This window comes from Streptomyces sp. NPDC086549 (assembly GCF_044746205.1).
Lineage (GTDB): Bacteria > Actinomycetota > Actinomycetes > Streptomycetales > Streptomycetaceae > Streptomyces.
This window is the reverse complement of sequence record NZ_JBIVBS010000003.1, coordinates 419,609-433,733: the sequence shown is the minus strand read 5'-3', so window position 1 is coordinate 433,733 and position 14,125 is coordinate 419,609. Positions and strand designations below refer to the sequence as shown.

Below are 14,125 nucleotides of genomic sequence, written 5' to 3'. Positions count from 1 at the left end.
GGGCGGCTCAGCGCACGATCGCCTCCTCCACCAGCAGCCGCCCGGCCGCCGCGATCGCCTCGGCGTCGATGCCCGCGAAGTGCAGCTGCTGGTCGGGGGCGGCCGAGCCCGGCATCGTGCGGACGGCGAGCCGGGCCAGGCGCGGCACGGGCCTGCCGTCGAGGAACGCGTCGAGGACCGCGTCCCCGAGGCCGCCCTCCTCGTGGTGGTCCTCGACGGTGAGCAGACAGCCGGTCTCCTCCGCCGCCTGCCGCAGCGTGTGCCGGTCGACCGGCTTGACGGAGTACAGGTCGACGACCCGGACCCGGATGTCCTCGGCCGCGAGCGAATCGGCGGCGGCCAGGGCCTCGTGCACGGTGACCCCGGCCGCGACCACGGTCAGCCGGTCCTCGCCGCAGGAGCGCAGCACCTTGCTTCCGCCGACGGGGAACTCCTCGTCCGGGTGGTAGATGACCGGGGTCTCGCCGCGTGTGGTGCGCAGATAGCGGATGCCATCCAGGCCGACCATGGCGGCCACGAGCTTCGCGGTCTGGTTGGCGTCGCACGGGTACAGCACGGTCGAGCCGTACACCGCCCGGAACATCGCCAGGTCCTCCAGGCCCATCTGGGAGGGCCCGTCCTGGCCGATCGCGACGCCCGCGTGGGAGCCCACGAGGTTGATGCCGGAGCCGCTGATCGAGGCCATGCGCACGAAGTCGTACGCGCGGGTGAAGAAGGCGGCGAAGGTCGAGGCGTACGGCACCCAGCCGCGCGTGGCGATGCCGACGGCGGCGGCGACCAGCTGCTGTTCGGCGATGTAGCACTCGAAGAAGCGGTCGGGGTGCTCCTTGGCGAACAGCTCGGTACGGGTGGAGTCGCCGACCTCGCCGTCCAGGACGACGACGTCGCCGCGGGCGTCGCCGAGCGCGGCGAGCGCGCGGCCGAAGGCGTCCCGGGTGGCGACGCCCTTGGGCGGATGTCCCCTGTCGTAGCGGGGGAGTTCGAGCGCCGACGTGCCGACGGAGTGCAGCATCCGGGCGCCGGCCGGTTCCTGCACCCGGACGTGGAGGTCGCGCGGGCCGCCCAGCTCGGCGATCGCCTCCTCGGGGTCGGGCAGCGGCTTGCCGTGCAGGCCTTCGCGGTCCTGGACGGAGGCGACGCCCTTGCCCTTGAGCGTGCGGGCGAGGATCACGGTCGGCTGCCCGTTCGTGGACTCCGCCTCGCCGTAGGCACGGTCGACCGCGTCGACGTCGTGGCCGTCGACCTCGACGGTGTGCCAGCCGAAGGCCCGGAAGCGGCGGGCGTACGCGTCCAGGTCGTGGCCGTGCCGGGTGGGGCCGCGCTGCCCGAGCCGGTTGACGTCCACGATCGCGACGAGGTTGTCGAGGTGTTCGTACGCCGCGTGTTCGACCGCCTCCCACACGGAGCCCTCGGCGAGCTCGCTGTCGCCGCACAGCACCCACACGCGGTATTCGGTGCGGTCCAGCCGCTTTCCGGCCAGCGCGATGCCGACGCCGACCGGCAGGCCCTGGCCGAGCGAGCCGGTGGCGGTCGACACCCACGGCATCCGCCGTGACGTCGGATGCCCTTCCAGACGGCTGCCGAGCCTGCGGAAGGTGAGCAGTTCGGTGTCGTCGAGGACACCGGCCGCCTTGTACGAGGCGTACAGCAGGGGCGAGGCGTGTCCCTTGGAGAGCACGAAGCGGTCGTTGCCCGGGTGGGCGGGGCGGTCGAAGTCGTAGCGGAGGTGGTGTGCGAGCAACACGGCCATCAGGTCCGCGGCGGACATGGACGAGGTCGGATGCCCGGACCCCGCGGCCGCGGCGGCCCTGACGCTGTCCACGCGCAACTGCTGGGCAAGTTCGACGAGTTCGGCGGTGTTCATGAGTCTCCTTCCGCGGGGATGTCGGCACGCTTGACGGGGCCGGGAGCGACGTGGTGCTCGGGAGCGACGTGGTGCTCGGGAGCGACGCGGTGCTCGGGACCGCCGGGTACCCGGGCCAGTTCCGGGGAGGCCGTGTCCAGCGGGACCGACCAGGACCGCACGAGCCCCAACTGGGTTCCCTGGGGCGGCAGTACGGCGTCCAGGAGCCAGTCGGCGGCGACGCGTGCGCGGTTGGCGGGCATCGCCGCGAGGTGGTAACCGCGGGTGACCGCGGCGGCCGGCGGGCCGGAGAGCGGGATGCCGAGCGGGTCGGCGGCGGCCTCGGCACCGCCCAGGTCGACGACGAAGCCCAGGTCGCGGTGGCGGTAGGGGCGGCGTTCCCCGACGCCGAGCGACGCGGCCACGTTGCGCGCGGCGACCCTGCCCTGCCGCCAGGCGTGCTGTGCCGTCATCGGTGTCAGCGTCCCCGGGGTGTTCAGGTCGGGTACGGCGGCCGCGTCGCCGCACGCGAACACCGCCTGCTCACCCGGCACTCGAAGGTACGGGTCGACGATCAGCCGGCCCCGCTCCAGGGGCCGCCCCGTGGCCTCGACGAGCGGATCGGGCCGTACGCCGACACACCACACGAGTGTCCGTGTCTCGACGAACTCGCCGTCGGTGAGCAGGACGCCGTCGCCGGTAGCCTCTCTCACGGCGGTTCCCGTGCGGACCTCGACGCCGCGGCGCAGCAGTACGCGCTCGGCGGTGCGCGAGAGCCGCTCGTCCATCCCGGGCAGCACGTGCGGCGCGACGTCCAGCAGCAGCCAGCGCGGCCGCACGCCGCCGGGGAGCGGATGCCTGCGCGCCAGCTCGGCGGTGAGGCGTTGCATGTGGGCGGCCACCTCCGTGCCGGTGTAGCCGGCGCCGGCCACGACGAAGGTGCAGCGGGCGGTGGCGCTCTTCGGGTCGCCGGCCGTGGCGGCGAGCTCCACCTGGCGGGTCACGTGGTCGCGCAGGTACAGGGCCTCGGGCAGGCCGCGGAAGCCGTGCGCGTGCTCGGCGACGCCGGGGACCGGCAGCAGCTTGTTGACGCTGCCGACGGCGAGGACGAGCCGGTCGTAGACCAGGGTCCCGAGGCCGCCCTCCGGGTCCGCGTAGTGCACGGTGCGTGCGTCGAGGTCGATGTGGCGCGCCTCGCCGAGCACCGGGCGCACCTGGCGCAGCGTGCCGGGGAGGGAGACGGTGACCCTGCGCGGCTCCAGGATGCCCGCGCAGACCTGGGGCAGCAGGGGGAGGTACAGAAAGTAGTCGGTCGGGTTGAGCAGGGTGATGTCGGCCCGGTGTCTGAGCAGCCGGGACAGGGAGCGGGCCGTACGGTATCCGGCGAAACCGGCGCCGACGATCACGATGCGGGGTCGGCTCACTGTGCGCCTCCGGCGGTGTGGCTCGTCCGAGGCTTTCCGTGTCCCCCTCGCCGGGTCACCCAAACGTCCGGGGCGGCGGACGGCGCACGGCGGTCACACGCGTCCGGGGGTCCCGCGGTCGCGATCGTCCGAGGCTCCGCGGTCCGAATCGTCGGAGGCGCCGCGGTCCGGCGCCCCCTCGGGTCTCACGCCCTGTGGTGCGGCGCTTCCGGGTCTTCGGGCCAGCGCGGCGCCTGCGTGGGCGGGGGCGGGTACGACAGGCCCAGGCCGCCGGGAGGTCCGGCGGGCGGGGTGCCGCCGACGACGTGGGCCGGGGGCGCGGGGTGCGGGTGCCTGGGCCGGGCCACGCCGCGCAGCGCGTAGGCCACCACGCCCAGGATCGCCGCGGTGATCAGCGCGGCGGCCCAGCCCGGCAGGCCGGTCGCGAGGGCCAGCCCCAGGGCGAGCGCGAGCGCCCCGCCCGCGTACAGGGCGACGGCGCCGGACGCGGCGTACAGGGTGGCGGTACGGCGCTGCTTGCGGGTCTGCTGGAGCAGCTCGTCGCGCACGGTCTCGCGTGCCACCAGCGCCAGCTCGTCCACCAGCTGCTTGTCCAGGTGTTCAAGGTGATCCAAGGGCTCCATGAGGGCCGCGTACCCGCATATGTGTACGTATAACGTGGTCCGTGACGAACTGACGTGATTCGTGTCGAACTGGGTGATCCGCCGAAGCGATCTCCTCGCCGGACCGCCGGAACTAGGCTCGTCCGCATGGAGATTCTGGGCGCCTCGCTGCGCATCTGCGTCGACGACATCGAAGCCGCGATCCCCTTCTACGAACGCCTCGCGGGCGGCAGCGCTCTCCGGTTCGAACGCGGTGGCGTGCAGGTCGCCGCGGTCGGCTCCTTCCTGCTGATGAGCGGCCCCGAGGCCGAGCTGGAGGTGTTGCGCAAGGTGACCGCGACGATCGCGGTCGAGGACGTCGAGGACGCCCACCGCACCCTCAGCGAGCTCGGGGCCCGCATCATCGCGGGCCCGGTTCCGACGCCGGTGGGCCGCAATCTGATCGCGATGCATCCGGACGGGGCGGTGTTCGAGTACGTGGACCACCGGGGCTGAGCATCTCAGAGCGTGTCGGGCCGCATGCGGAAGTCGTGGCGGGCGGGCAGGGGCTCGTCGCTCAGGCGGGCCCACAGCCGGCCGATCGTCTCCGCGCCCTCCCGCAGGTCGGCCACCTCGAAGCCGTCGTCGAAGACGGCCCGTGCCGCCTCGCGCCGCCCCTGCGCGAGCAACAGCTCGGCCTCCAGGAGCCGGAACCGGCCCCTCGCGCGCACGGCGGGAAGCAGCCGTTCCCACACGGCGCTCGCCTGGGCCGTCCGCCGGACCCTGAGCAGTGCCTCCAGGGCCTCGCGGCCGAGCGCGGCGGTGGCCGCCGTCCACAGGTCGCCGTCGTCGCGCCGCTCGCGGCACAGGTCGTCGAAGGCGTCGGCGTAGCGGTCGGCGGCCCGCTCGTGGTGGCCCGACTCCTGGTCGGCGACGGCCAGGCAGCGCAGCAACGGCCAGAGCGAGGGCGCGAGCCCCAGGGCGCGTTCCCAGCTGCGCACCGCCTGCGCCCGGTCGCCGGCGTGCCACTGGGCGACGCCGAGGTGGTACTCGGTGAGCGGGGTGGCGGGCGCGGTCTCCAGCATGTCCCGCCAGTGCGGGGCGACCAGTGTCTCGCCGGGCGGCCTGACCCGGCGCGGTTCCGGAAGGGAGCCGGAGCTCAGCAGTTCCAGCCACGGCGCCTGGGCGTCGCCGAGCGTGGCCTCGTCGAACGGCGTGCCGGGCAGCTTGAGGTCGCCGCGCAGTACTTCGAGAGCGCCCCAGCCGGAGCCGGTGGCGAGCCGCTCGCCGGGTTCGGTGTCGGCGTACGGCTTCCAGGCGGCGTACGCGGCGTCGACGTCCGCTCGTGGCAGGGCCGCCTCCAGCCGTTCCTCCGCCGTGCGCAGCACCGAGGGCCACTCCCCCTGCGGCGGCGCGTCGATGGGCCCGTACGCCTCCAGCCAGGACACCTCGCTCTCCGCCTCCAGCCGCACGTGCTCCACCTGGGTGCGGGCGAGCCCGGCCTGGATCTCGCAGTAGCCGGCGGTGCCGGGTTCGGTGAGCCACTCCTGCCAACGGCGCCCGCCCGGCCCCGAGCCCCACACGAACAGCTTGCGGCCGCGCAGCACGTCGGTCGACGTCTGCACCAGCCCGTGCCCGTCCGCGTCGAGCGCGGCGATCCAGCGGCGCCGCCCGTCCGGCACCTCGTAGAAGTGGTCGGCGGCATAAGGGCTGTTGAGCGGGTACGTACGGTCGATGCCGTCGTACGAGGGGACGGGCACCCGGCGCAGCCGCCGCTCATACCCGAAGTGCCAAGCCTCCTCGGCGGGGGCCAGCACCCGCCTCTCCTCGGGCACGGCGATGTTGGACCACCAGTAGGCGGGTGCGGGCCGTTCGTGGGGGTTGCGGATGCGGACGCCGACGTACAGGAAGTCGGAGCCGTCCGGCAGCCACAGGTCGACCTGGAAGGGCAGGTCGCGCAGCCGTTCCCATTCCCACAGACGCAGCATCTGCCCGCCGTCGGGGGCGGGGACACGGGCGGCGTGCAGGGGTGCGCAGGAGAGGGGGGTGTGGCCGGTGGCGCCGATGTTCCACTCGATGCCGCCGGAGTACCAGGCGCCGTTGAGGGCGAAGTTCGCCGGCTGGAACACCGGGTTGCGGTAGAGGAGTTCACGGCCGGACGGCAGCTGGACCAGCGACACGACGCGGCCACCGAGGCCGGGCAGGACGGTGGCGCGCAGCCGGCCGTTCTCGATCACGAGCGCGTCGACCGTACGGGGCTCACGCACCCTGCCGTACCCGTCCCGGACACGCACCGGCAGCAGGCTGCGCAGCGGCTCGTGACCGATCTGCCGGACCATGTCCCGGGGCAGGTCGGCCCGGTCGCGGTCCTCGACACGGTGTGCCTCGTCGAGCGGTCGCAACGGGGGCAGCGGGTTGTCCGGTCCCAACTCCGCGGCGGGCAGGGTCAGTACGTCACGTCGGATCGTCGTCACGATCACCATGGAACCCGGCGGCAGGTGAACCGGCCAGGGGAGCTGCCGGTCAGGATTGCGCAAAGGCCGCCACGACGACGTCGGCGAGCAGCGCGCCCGCCGTGCCCTCCGGGTCCAGGTCGGGGTCGTAGATGGTGACGTTGAGGCCGACGCAGCGGGTGGACGCGAGCAACGGGCGCAGCAGGGCGATAAGTTCGCCGGGGCGCAGTCCGTCCGGGTCGGGGCTGTCGACGGCGGGCATCACGGTCGGGTCGAGGACGTCGGCGTCCAGGTGCACCCAGAATCCGTCGAGTTCGGGGATCTCGAAGGCCTGCGCGGTGGCGCGGGCGGCCGTGTCGGGGCCCCGTTCCCGCAGCTGACCGACGGTGACGAGGGGGACCTTCAGGGCGGCGAGTTCGAGGCACTCGTCGTCCTCGTCGGCGAAGTGGTCGCGGATGCCGAAGAACCGTACGTCCTCGTCCCGGAGGTAGGGCCTGAGGCCCTCCAGATCGGTCAGGTCCTGCTGTCCGCGCCCGGTGGACAGGGCGACCTCCTCGCCGCCCGCGGCGCCGATCCGGTCGGAGTTGCCGGGGTGCCGGAAGTCCGGACTTGCGTCGACCGCGGCCAGTCCGTAGCGCCCGATGCGGCGCATTGCCAGCGAGGCGCCCAGCTGGATCGAGCAGTCGCCGCCGAGGACGACGGGGAAGTCTCCGGCGCGGACGTGCCGCTCGATGCGGTCGGCGAGCTTGACGGTGTACGCGGCGATGGCGGCCGCGTTGAACACGCCGTCGCCCTCCCGCCAGTCGCCACGGTCGTAGCGCGGCGGCACCACGACCCCGCCCTCGCGCGCCCCGAGCCTCTCCACGATCCGCTGTTCCCGCAGGGCACCGGCGAGCTTGTGACAGCCGGGCACGGTGCCGGGGGCGGGCGGGCGCAGGCCCAGGTTGGAGGGGGCGTCGAGCACCACGAAATTCCGCATGCGGCCGATCCTCGACGACGTACAGTCGGTCGTCCATCGGTTTTGACAAGGGACGGAACGACGACGCATGAGTGAGCAGCACACCTACCGGGTCATCGTCCGGGGCACCTGGGACGGGCTCACCCACGAGGCCCGGGAGCGGCTGCTGGCCGAGGCGGACGGGCACGGTCTGGCGAGCATGCGGTTCACCGAGGAGGGCTCGCTGTCGTACGAGCCGTCTCCGCTGAAGCACTTCTCGATGCGGTTCGTGGTGGTGTCGGACGCGGCCGACGGCGAGGAGATGGCGGGGGCGATCGCGGAGGAACGGGCCGAGGCCATGCTGCGCGGCCTCGGCCACGGCTTCGCCGGTCTGAAGTCGACGGTCACCGACCTCGACACCATGAAGATCAACCGGAAGCCCGCATCTCTGCGGTGATCGCCCACCGCTCGTGGTCCCGCCAGGCGCCGTCGATGTAGATCATGTCCGGGGAGAAGCCCTCCAGCCGGAAGCCGGCGCCACGGGCGAGGGCGATGGAGGCGGCGTTGCCGGGCTGCGCGTTGATCTCCAGCCGGTGCAGCCGCATCGCCCCGAACGCGTGGCCGATCACGAGGTCCAGGCCCTCGCGCATCAGCCCCCGCCCGGCCGCGTGCGCGAAGACGCCGTAGCCGAGGGCCCCGCACTGGAAGCCGCCCCCGACGATGTTGTTGATGTTGATGAACCCGGCGATGGCCCCGCCGTCCTTCTCGCAGACCAGGAACCCGGCCTTCGTCGGGTCCTCGATCAGGTGCCCCGCGTAGGCCGCGTACGCCTCCTCGGTGACCGGCGGGAACAGCCACGGGTGGTGCAGGTCCTTGCTCTCCCGGGCGCGGGCGGTGAACTCCGGCCCGTCCTCGTAGGTGAAGTGGCGTATACCGACGCGGGGGCCTTCGGCGAGATGGCGTGATGCGGTGTGCGGCATTCCGCCACCCTACGGCCTGGCCGGGGGCACTGCCGCCGGGCCGCGCGTGACGGTCAGCGCAGAGCCGGCTCGTCGAGGGTCAACGTGCCCGCGTCCGCGTCGAGTTCGGCCGTGACCCCGAACGGGATCGTCGACGCGCCGTCGCAGTGGCCGAACCCGAGCTCCTCCAGGACGGGCACCCCGAGGCCGCCGAGCCGGTCGGCGAGGACGGCGCGCACGTCCTCGTAGGGGCCGCACCCGTGCCACGAGCCGAGCCCGATGCCGGCGACGCCGTCGAGCCAGCCGGTGCGCAGGAGCTGGGTCAGCAGCCGGTCGATGCTGTACGGCTGTTCGCCTACGTCCTCGACCATGAGCAGCCCGCCGCGGGCACCGGGGTGGGCGTGGGGTGTGCCGAGGTCACTGGCGAGCATGCTCAGGCAGCCGCCGAGGGTGACGCCCCTGGCCCGCCCCGGCACCAGGGCCGTGCCCGCGGAGGTGAGGGTGCGGACCGCCTCCGGGGCGAAGAGGGTGGCCCTCAGGTGCTCCCGCGCGCGTTCGTTCTTGATGAAGTCGATGCCCGCGGCCGCCGGGCCGTGCAGCGTGACCAGGCCCAGCCGGGTGGCGAAGGCCTGGTGCAGGACGGTGATGTCGCTGAAGCCCACGAACACCTTCGGCCCGGCGGCGCGCATGGTCTCCCAGTCGAGGAGGTCGACCATGCGCTGGGCGCCGTAGCCGCCGCGGGCGCAGAACACGGCGTCCACGGACGGGTCGCACCAGGCGCGCTCCAGGTCCGCGGCGCGGCCGGCGTCGGCGCCCGCCAGGTGGCGCAGGTCCGGGTGCGTGTCGAGGACGTGGGGGGCGACGACCGGTTCCAGGTCCCAGCCGCGCAGCAGGTCGAGCCCGGCCTGCAGCCGCTCCTCGGCGACCGGGCCGCTGGGAGCGACGACGGCCACCCGGGCGCCCGGGGCCAGCCGGGACGGCCGTACGAGGTGCTTCATGGGGCCAGCTCCAGCGTCGGTACTCCGGGCGGGTTCAGCCCGAACACCTGAGCGTACAGGGAGAGCTCCGCCTCCAGCGCGCGCACCAGGGTCCCGGCCCGCCGGAACCCGTGTCCCTCCCCCTCGAAGGTGAGGTACGCGTGCGGCACCCGCCGCCCGTCGAGGCGGGCGAGGAAGCGTGCGCACTGGGCGGGCGGGCAGATGACGTCGTCCAGGCCCTGGAGCAGCAGGAAGGGCGCGGTGATCCGGTCGGCGTGCTCGCTGGGCGAGCGCTCCGCGTACCGTGCCGGGACCTCGGCGAGCGGCCCGACCAGGCTCTCCAGGTACCGGGACTCGAAGTCGTGGGTCTCCCCCGAGCCCCAGCCGGTGAGGTCGAGGACGGGGTAGCTGATCGTGCCGCAGGCGTAGACGTCGGTGGCGGTCAGGGAGGCCGCGGTGGTCCAGCCGCCGGCGCTGCCGCCGCGGATCGCGAGCCGGGCGCGGTCGGCGGTGCCCTCGTGGGCGAGGGCCAGTGCCACGGCCGCGCAGTCCTCGACGTCGACGACGCCCCACTGCTCGCGCAGCCGCTCGCGGTACTGCCTGCCGTAGCCGGTCGAGCCGCCGTAATTCACCTCGGCGACCCCGATGCCACGCGAGGTGAAGTAGGCGATCGCCAGGTCCAGGACGAGCGGCGCCCGGCTGGTGGGGCCGCCGTGGGCCCACACGACGTACGGCGGGAGCTCGCCGGCGGGGGCGATGCAGCCGGGGTTGTGGGGCGGGTACACATGGGCGTGCACCTCGCGTCCCGCGGGGCCGGTGAAGGTGCGGATCTGCGGTTCCGGGTAGTGGGCGGGGTCGACCGGGTCGCTGTGCCGGGCTCCGACCGGCCGGGCCCGGCCGGTCCGGGTGTCCAGTTCGACGATCTCGTAGGCGCTGCGCGGGCTGGCGCCCACGCCGACTACGCGCTCGCCGTGCGCCGCGAGGGTGGGTGCGAACTCGGTCCAGGGGCCGGCCACGTCGACCAGCTCGCCGGATTCCGTATGCAGTATCCCGAGTGCAGTCGACCCTCGACCGTGTACGACGGCGATGAGCCCGTCGGCCAGCGGGGCGAACCACCGGTGCCCGAGCTTCCACAGGGGTCCGCCGAACTCCTCCTCGCGCGGGCACAGCGGTTCGCCGTCGCGGTAGAGGTTCCACCAGCCGCTGCGGTCGCTCGCATACAGTAGACAACCGTCCGTCGACCATTCGGCCTGGGCGATGGACTCCTCCCGTCCTCCGGCGACCGTCCGCGCCCCGCGCAGGGTGTCGTCGGCGGCGACCTCGGCCATGACCAGCTCGGTACCGTCCCACGGCATGCGCGGATGGTCCCAGGCCAGCCAGACCGCGCGGCGCCCGTCGGGCGAGACGCGGGGGCCGGTGACGAACCGGTGCCGCTCCTCGGTGAGTTCACGCACCGCGTCCCGGTCCGCCGCCGCCGATCCGTCCAACGGCACCGCCGCCAGGACCCGGCGCACGTCCCCCGGCGCTTCTCCGGTGAACTCCTCCAGCACGCACCACACTTCCCCGCGTTCCAGGTCCAGCAGCGGCTCCGCCCAGCGCAGTCCGCCGCCCACCGGGGACACGGGGGTCAGCGGGCGCGGCTCGCCGCCGGGCTCGAACCGGTACAGGCGCTGGTCGGCGAAGTGCGTGAACACCACGAGCGGCCGGTCGCCCCGCACAGCCCCGGCCCACGGCCGTCCGCCGTACTCGACGACCCGGCTGCGCACGTTCCACGGCGCGGCGAGCACGGACTCCTCCGTGCAGTCGTGCCGCCTGCGGACGAGCGTACGGCGCCCGCCCTCCTCGGGCCGCGGTTCGGTCCACCAGATCTCGTCGCCGACGAAGCCCACCCACTCGGGAGACCCGTCGTGCGCGGCGGCCAGGGCCGCGTCGACGGGCGAGGGCCAGGAACCGTATGCCAAGGTCCGCATGTCGTCTCCCGCCGCTCCTAGGCCGTCCGCAGGAAGCGGTCGAGGACACGGACCCCGAAGTGCAGCGCCTCGACCGGGACGCGTTCGTCGACCCCGTGGAAGAGGGCCTGGTAGTCGAAGCCCTCCGGGAGCTTCAGCGGCGCGAACCCGTATCCGGTGATGCCGAGGCGCGAGAACTGTTTGGCGTCCGTTCCGCCCGACATGCAGTACGGCACGACGTGCCCCTCGGGCGCGAACTCCGCCACCGCGGCGCGCATGCGGGCGTACGTCGGGGAGTCCACCGGTGCCTGCAGGGCGACCTCCCGGTGGTGGAACTCCCAGTCCACGTCGGGCCCGGTCAGCCGGTCGAGGGTGGTGCGGAACTCGTCCTCGCCGCCGGGCAGATACCGCCCGTCCACGTAGGCGACCGCCTCGCCCGGGATGACGTTGACCTTGTAACCGGCGTCCAGCATGGTCGGGTTGGCGCTGTTGCGGACCGTGGCCTCGACGAGCTTCGCCGCGGGGCCGAGCTTCTCCAGGAGCCGGTCCACGTCGCGCAGGTCCGCCTCGATGCCGTACAGGGCGGCGAGTTCGGTGAGGGCGGCGCGCACGGTCGGGGTGAGCCGCGGCGGCCACTCGTGCTCGCCGATCCGGGTGACGGCGGCGGCCAGCCGGGTCACCGCGTTCTCCCGGTTGACCTTGGAGCCGTGCCCGGCCCGGCCCCGTGCGGTGAGCTTCAGCCAGCCGGTGCCGCGCTCGCCGGCGGCGATGGGGTAGATCTGCCGCCCGCTTCCGTCGTGGAAGGTGAACGCGCCCGACTCGCCGATGCCCTCCGTACAGCCCTCGAACAGCTCGGCGTGCCGGTCGGCGAGGAAGCCGGAGCCGTCCTCGGCGCTGGCCTCCTCGTCCGCGGTGAACGCGACGACGACGTCACGCCGGGGCCGTACGCCCTGCCGGGCCCAGGCCCGCACGACCGCGAGGATCATCGCGTCCATGTTCTTCATGTCGACGGCGCCCCGGCCCCACACGACCCCGTCGCGGATCTCCCCGGAGAACGGGTGCACGCTCCAGTCGTCGGCCTGGGCGGGCACCACGTCGAGGTGACCGTGCACGAGGAGCGCGTCGGCGGACGGGTCGGTGCCCTCGATGCGGGCGACGACGTTGGTCCGCCCCGGGGCGCGTTCCAGCAGCACCGGCTCCAGTCCCGCCGCGGCCAGCTGCTCGGCCGCGTACTCGGCGGCCGGCCGCTCGCGGCAGTCGCCGCCGCCCCGGTTGGTCGTGTCGATCCGGATCAGGTCCGAGGTGAACCGGACAACCTCGTCCAGCGCCTGCTCGTCAGCCATACTGCTCCTCCACCGCGGCCGAGACGATCGTGGTGACCGCCTTGAAGGTCCGGATCCCCTCGTACATGGTGGCGCTGGTGTACGCCACCTTCCGTTCTCCGGTCAGCCCGACACCCGGTACGACCGTCGCGGCGAGCGCGAGATGCTCGGCGTCGAACTCCAGTGCGATCGTGAACGGCCCGCCCGACACGGGCTCGTGACGCACCGCCAGCGCGGCCGCCTGCTTGGCCGCGGCACGGATGTCGGCTGCCGTGCCGGCCGGCGTGCGGCATACGGCCGCGTACCGCGACACATGGTCCTTGACCGCGACCTTGAGCGCCTCCGGCGCGTATCCGAGCGCGTCCTCGCAGGCCACGTCGTCTCCGGTGACGAGCACGACGGGCACCCCGTACTCGGCGACGACATGCGCGTTGAGCAGTCCCTCGCTCGCGCGTACGTCGTTCAGCCAGACCCCGGTGATGGAGTTCGGGAGGTAGGTGTGCGCGAGGACACCCTCCATGCCGGCGCCCGCGTGGTAGCCGACGAACGCGATGCCGTCCACGTCACCGTGCTGCACACCCTCCACCATGGACAGCGACTTGTGCCGCCCGGTGAGCATCCGCACCCGCTCGTCCATCTCCTCCAGGAGCAGGTTGCGCATGGACCAGTGGGCCTCGTTGACGATCACCTCGTCCGCGCCGCCGTCGTAGAACCCGCGCACCGCGGCGTCCACGTCCGAGGTGAACATCGTCCGGCACCGCTCCCACTGCGGCGTCCCCGGCAGCACGTCGGCCGGCCAGGTGACGCCCGTGGCGCCCTCCATGTCCGCGCTGATCAGGATCTTCATGCTCCGTCACGTTACGCGCCGCGGGGCGAACCGGCCAGGAACCCCGGCCGGAACCCGTCAGCGGGCCCGGCCCGCCACCAGCCACTTCGACGGCAGCTCGATCCGTGCGCCGTCCGGCCCGAACTCGGTGGTGGTCAGGGGCAGTTCGCCGTTCGCCAGGACGGTGAGGCCGGCTGCCCGCAGATACTCGGGCACCGCTTCGTCGGCCACCTCGCCGGGGGCGATGCCGTGGCGGAAGATCGGGGCGAGCTTGGGCGGCGGGCCGGACGGGCCCTGGGCCAGGCCGAGCAGCACGGGGCGGGCGGCCTCGGAGAGCTCGACGAGGAAGGCGCGGCCGCGCTCGCCGACCAGGGCCGCTATGCCGTCCACCAGCGGCTGCCGGTCGTCCGGCTCGCACTGGTGCAGCACGCCCCGCATGTACACGTTGGCGTCGCCGAGTTCGGCGTGCAGTGTCTCGGTCTCGGTCTTCTCGGTGGCGTTCAGGAGCCGGTACGCCGCCTGTCCCGCCGGGTCCGCGTGCCGGGCGTGGTCGAGGGCCGCGGCGGCGATGTCGGCGCCGACGACGTGCGGGTACCGGTCGGCGAGGAACCGGGTCTGGGTGCCGTTGCCGCAGCCGAGGTCGATCAGGGGCAGGCCGGGGTCCGTCAGATGTGGTTCGAAGAGCGCGAGATGTCTTCCGGCCGTCAGCGCGGGCTCCGCGTCCCAGAAGACGGCCCCCTGCTCGTCCGGCGCCTCGCTCCAGAAGCCCTCCCAGGCCTCGCGGTACCGACTCGTCACGCTCATGTCCAACTCCCCAGGTTGCGACGCCGATCCGCCCGTAGCTGACGGGCGAG

The 14,125-nt window shown here is 73.5% G+C and carries 13 protein-coding genes; 2 read left to right on the top strand and 11 right to left on the bottom strand.

Annotated elements, in window-relative coordinates; all coding sequences use genetic code 11:
• Window positions 1-7: 7 nt before the first annotated feature.
• From ACIPSA_RS12890 to ACIPSA_RS12880, 3 genes are all read right to left on the bottom strand, one after another.
• Window positions 8-1,864 (bottom strand): transketolase, encoded by a 1,857-nt coding sequence (locus ACIPSA_RS12890; protein WP_402632805.1) that lies wholly within the window; start codon window positions 1,862-1,864, stop codon window positions 8-10.
• Window positions 1,861-3,267, bottom strand: coding sequence for an NAD(P)/FAD-dependent oxidoreductase (locus ACIPSA_RS12885; RefSeq protein WP_402632802.1), 1,407 nt, complete (start codon window positions 3,265-3,267; stop codon window positions 1,861-1,863). The genes ACIPSA_RS12890 and ACIPSA_RS12885 overlap by 4 nt, the downstream gene beginning before the upstream one ends.
• 185 nt (window positions 3,268-3,452) lie before the next feature.
• The gene (locus ACIPSA_RS12880; RefSeq protein ID WP_402632799.1) at window positions 3,453-3,890 is read right to left on the bottom strand and encodes a phage holin family protein; all 438 of its coding nucleotides are present in this window, start codon (window positions 3,888-3,890) and stop codon (window positions 3,453-3,455) included.
• Between the two features lie 126 nt (window positions 3,891-4,016).
• Here ACIPSA_RS12880 and ACIPSA_RS12875 point away from each other — a divergent pair, with 126 nt between their 5' ends.
• A complete protein-coding gene (locus ACIPSA_RS12875) occupies window positions 4,017-4,364 on the top strand; it encodes a VOC family protein (protein ID WP_402632796.1) in 348 nt (115 codons plus the stop codon).
• A gap of 5 nt (window positions 4,365-4,369) precedes the next feature.
• Here the strand turns inward: ACIPSA_RS12875 and ACIPSA_RS12870 are convergent, their stop codons facing one another.
• Window positions 4,370-6,331, bottom strand: a complete 1,962-nt coding sequence (locus tag ACIPSA_RS12870; RefSeq protein WP_402632794.1) for a DUF5107 domain-containing protein — start codon at window positions 6,329-6,331, stop codon at window positions 4,370-4,372.
• Between the two features lie 40 nt (window positions 6,332-6,371).
• Window positions 6,372-7,280: an arginase family protein gene (locus tag ACIPSA_RS12865; protein WP_402632791.1), complete on the bottom strand. Its 909-nt coding sequence runs from the start codon at window positions 7,278-7,280 to the stop codon at window positions 6,372-6,374.
• A 67-nt stretch (window positions 7,281-7,347) separates the two neighbouring features.
• Here ACIPSA_RS12865 and ACIPSA_RS12860 point away from each other — a divergent pair, with 67 nt between their 5' ends.
• On the top strand, window positions 7,348-7,695 hold the full coding sequence (locus tag ACIPSA_RS12860) for a DUF6204 family protein (RefSeq protein WP_402632789.1): 348 nt from the start codon (window positions 7,348-7,350) through the stop codon (window positions 7,693-7,695).
• Here the strand turns inward: ACIPSA_RS12860 and ACIPSA_RS12855 are convergent.
• Genes ACIPSA_RS12855 through ACIPSA_RS12830 form a run of 6 tightly spaced genes read right to left on the bottom strand, consistent with a single transcriptional unit; the run spans window position 7,667 to window position 14,075 of the window.
• The gene (locus tag ACIPSA_RS12855) at window positions 7,667-8,218 is read right to left on the bottom strand and encodes a GNAT family N-acetyltransferase (RefSeq protein WP_402632787.1); all 552 of its coding nucleotides are present in this window, start codon (window positions 8,216-8,218) and stop codon (window positions 7,667-7,669) included. The genes ACIPSA_RS12860 and ACIPSA_RS12855 overlap by 29 nt on opposite strands.
• A 53-nt stretch (window positions 8,219-8,271) precedes the next feature.
• Entirely contained in the window at window positions 8,272-9,195 is a 924-nt protein-coding gene (locus tag ACIPSA_RS12850; protein ID WP_402632784.1) for an LD-carboxypeptidase, read from the bottom strand.
• Window positions 9,192-11,144: a prolyl oligopeptidase family serine peptidase gene (locus ACIPSA_RS12845; RefSeq protein ID WP_402632782.1), complete on the bottom strand. Its 1,953-nt coding sequence runs from the start codon at window positions 11,142-11,144 to the stop codon at window positions 9,192-9,194. Before ACIPSA_RS12845 ends, ACIPSA_RS12850 begins: the two co-directional genes overlap by 4 nt.
• A 17-nt stretch (window positions 11,145-11,161) precedes the next feature.
• Window positions 11,162-12,466 (bottom strand): M20/M25/M40 family metallo-hydrolase, encoded by a 1,305-nt coding sequence (locus ACIPSA_RS12840; protein WP_402632779.1) that lies wholly within the window; start codon window positions 12,464-12,466, stop codon window positions 11,162-11,164.
• Window positions 12,459-13,292: a M55 family metallopeptidase gene (locus ACIPSA_RS12835; protein ID WP_402632776.1), complete on the bottom strand. Its 834-nt coding sequence runs from the start codon at window positions 13,290-13,292 to the stop codon at window positions 12,459-12,461. Before ACIPSA_RS12835 ends, ACIPSA_RS12840 begins: the two co-directional genes overlap by 8 nt.
• 57 nt (window positions 13,293-13,349) lie before the next feature.
• Window positions 13,350-14,075, bottom strand: a complete 726-nt coding sequence (locus ACIPSA_RS12830; RefSeq protein WP_402632773.1) for a class I SAM-dependent methyltransferase — start codon at window positions 14,073-14,075, stop codon at window positions 13,350-13,352.
• Between the last annotated feature and the right edge of the window lie 50 nt (window positions 14,076-14,125).

What these genes read in the sequence shown, in the direction of transcription:
- ACIPSA_RS12830 (WP_402632773.1), bottom strand. Translation starts at nt 14,075, where the DNA reads ATGAGCGTGACGAGTCGGTACCGCGAGGCCTGGGAGGGCTTCTGGAGC.
- ACIPSA_RS12835 (WP_402632776.1), bottom strand. Translation starts at nt 13,292, where the DNA reads ATGAAGATCCTGATCAGCGCGGACATGGAGGGCGCCACGGGCGTCACC.
- ACIPSA_RS12845 (WP_402632782.1), bottom strand. Translation starts at nt 11,144, where the DNA reads ATGCGGACCTTGGCATACGGTTCCTGGCCCTCGCCCGTCGACGCGGCC.
- ACIPSA_RS12890 (WP_402632805.1), bottom strand. Translation starts at nt 1,864, where the DNA reads ATGAACACCGCCGAACTCGTCGAACTTGCCCAGCAGTTGCGCGTGGAC.
- ACIPSA_RS12850 (WP_402632784.1), bottom strand. Translation starts at nt 9,195, where the DNA reads ATGAAGCACCTCGTACGGCCGTCCCGGCTGGCCCCGGGCGCCCGGGTG.
- ACIPSA_RS12880 (WP_402632799.1), bottom strand. Translation starts at nt 3,890, where the DNA reads ATGGAGCCCTTGGATCACCTTGAACACCTGGACAAGCAGCTGGTGGAC.
- ACIPSA_RS12855 (WP_402632787.1), bottom strand. Translation starts at nt 8,218, where the DNA reads ATGCCGCACACCGCATCACGCCATCTCGCCGAAGGCCCCCGCGTCGGT.
- ACIPSA_RS12870 (WP_402632794.1), bottom strand. Translation starts at nt 6,331, where the DNA reads ATGGTGATCGTGACGACGATCCGACGTGACGTACTGACCCTGCCCGCC.
- ACIPSA_RS12875 (WP_402632796.1), top strand. Translation starts at nt 4,017, where the DNA reads ATGGAGATTCTGGGCGCCTCGCTGCGCATCTGCGTCGACGACATCGAA.
- ACIPSA_RS12860 (WP_402632789.1), top strand. Translation starts at nt 7,348, where the DNA reads ATGAGTGAGCAGCACACCTACCGGGTCATCGTCCGGGGCACCTGGGAC.
- ACIPSA_RS12865 (WP_402632791.1), bottom strand. Translation starts at nt 7,280, where the DNA reads ATGCGGAATTTCGTGGTGCTCGACGCCCCCTCCAACCTGGGCCTGCGC.
- ACIPSA_RS12840 (WP_402632779.1), bottom strand. Translation starts at nt 12,466, where the DNA reads ATGGCTGACGAGCAGGCGCTGGACGAGGTTGTCCGGTTCACCTCGGAC.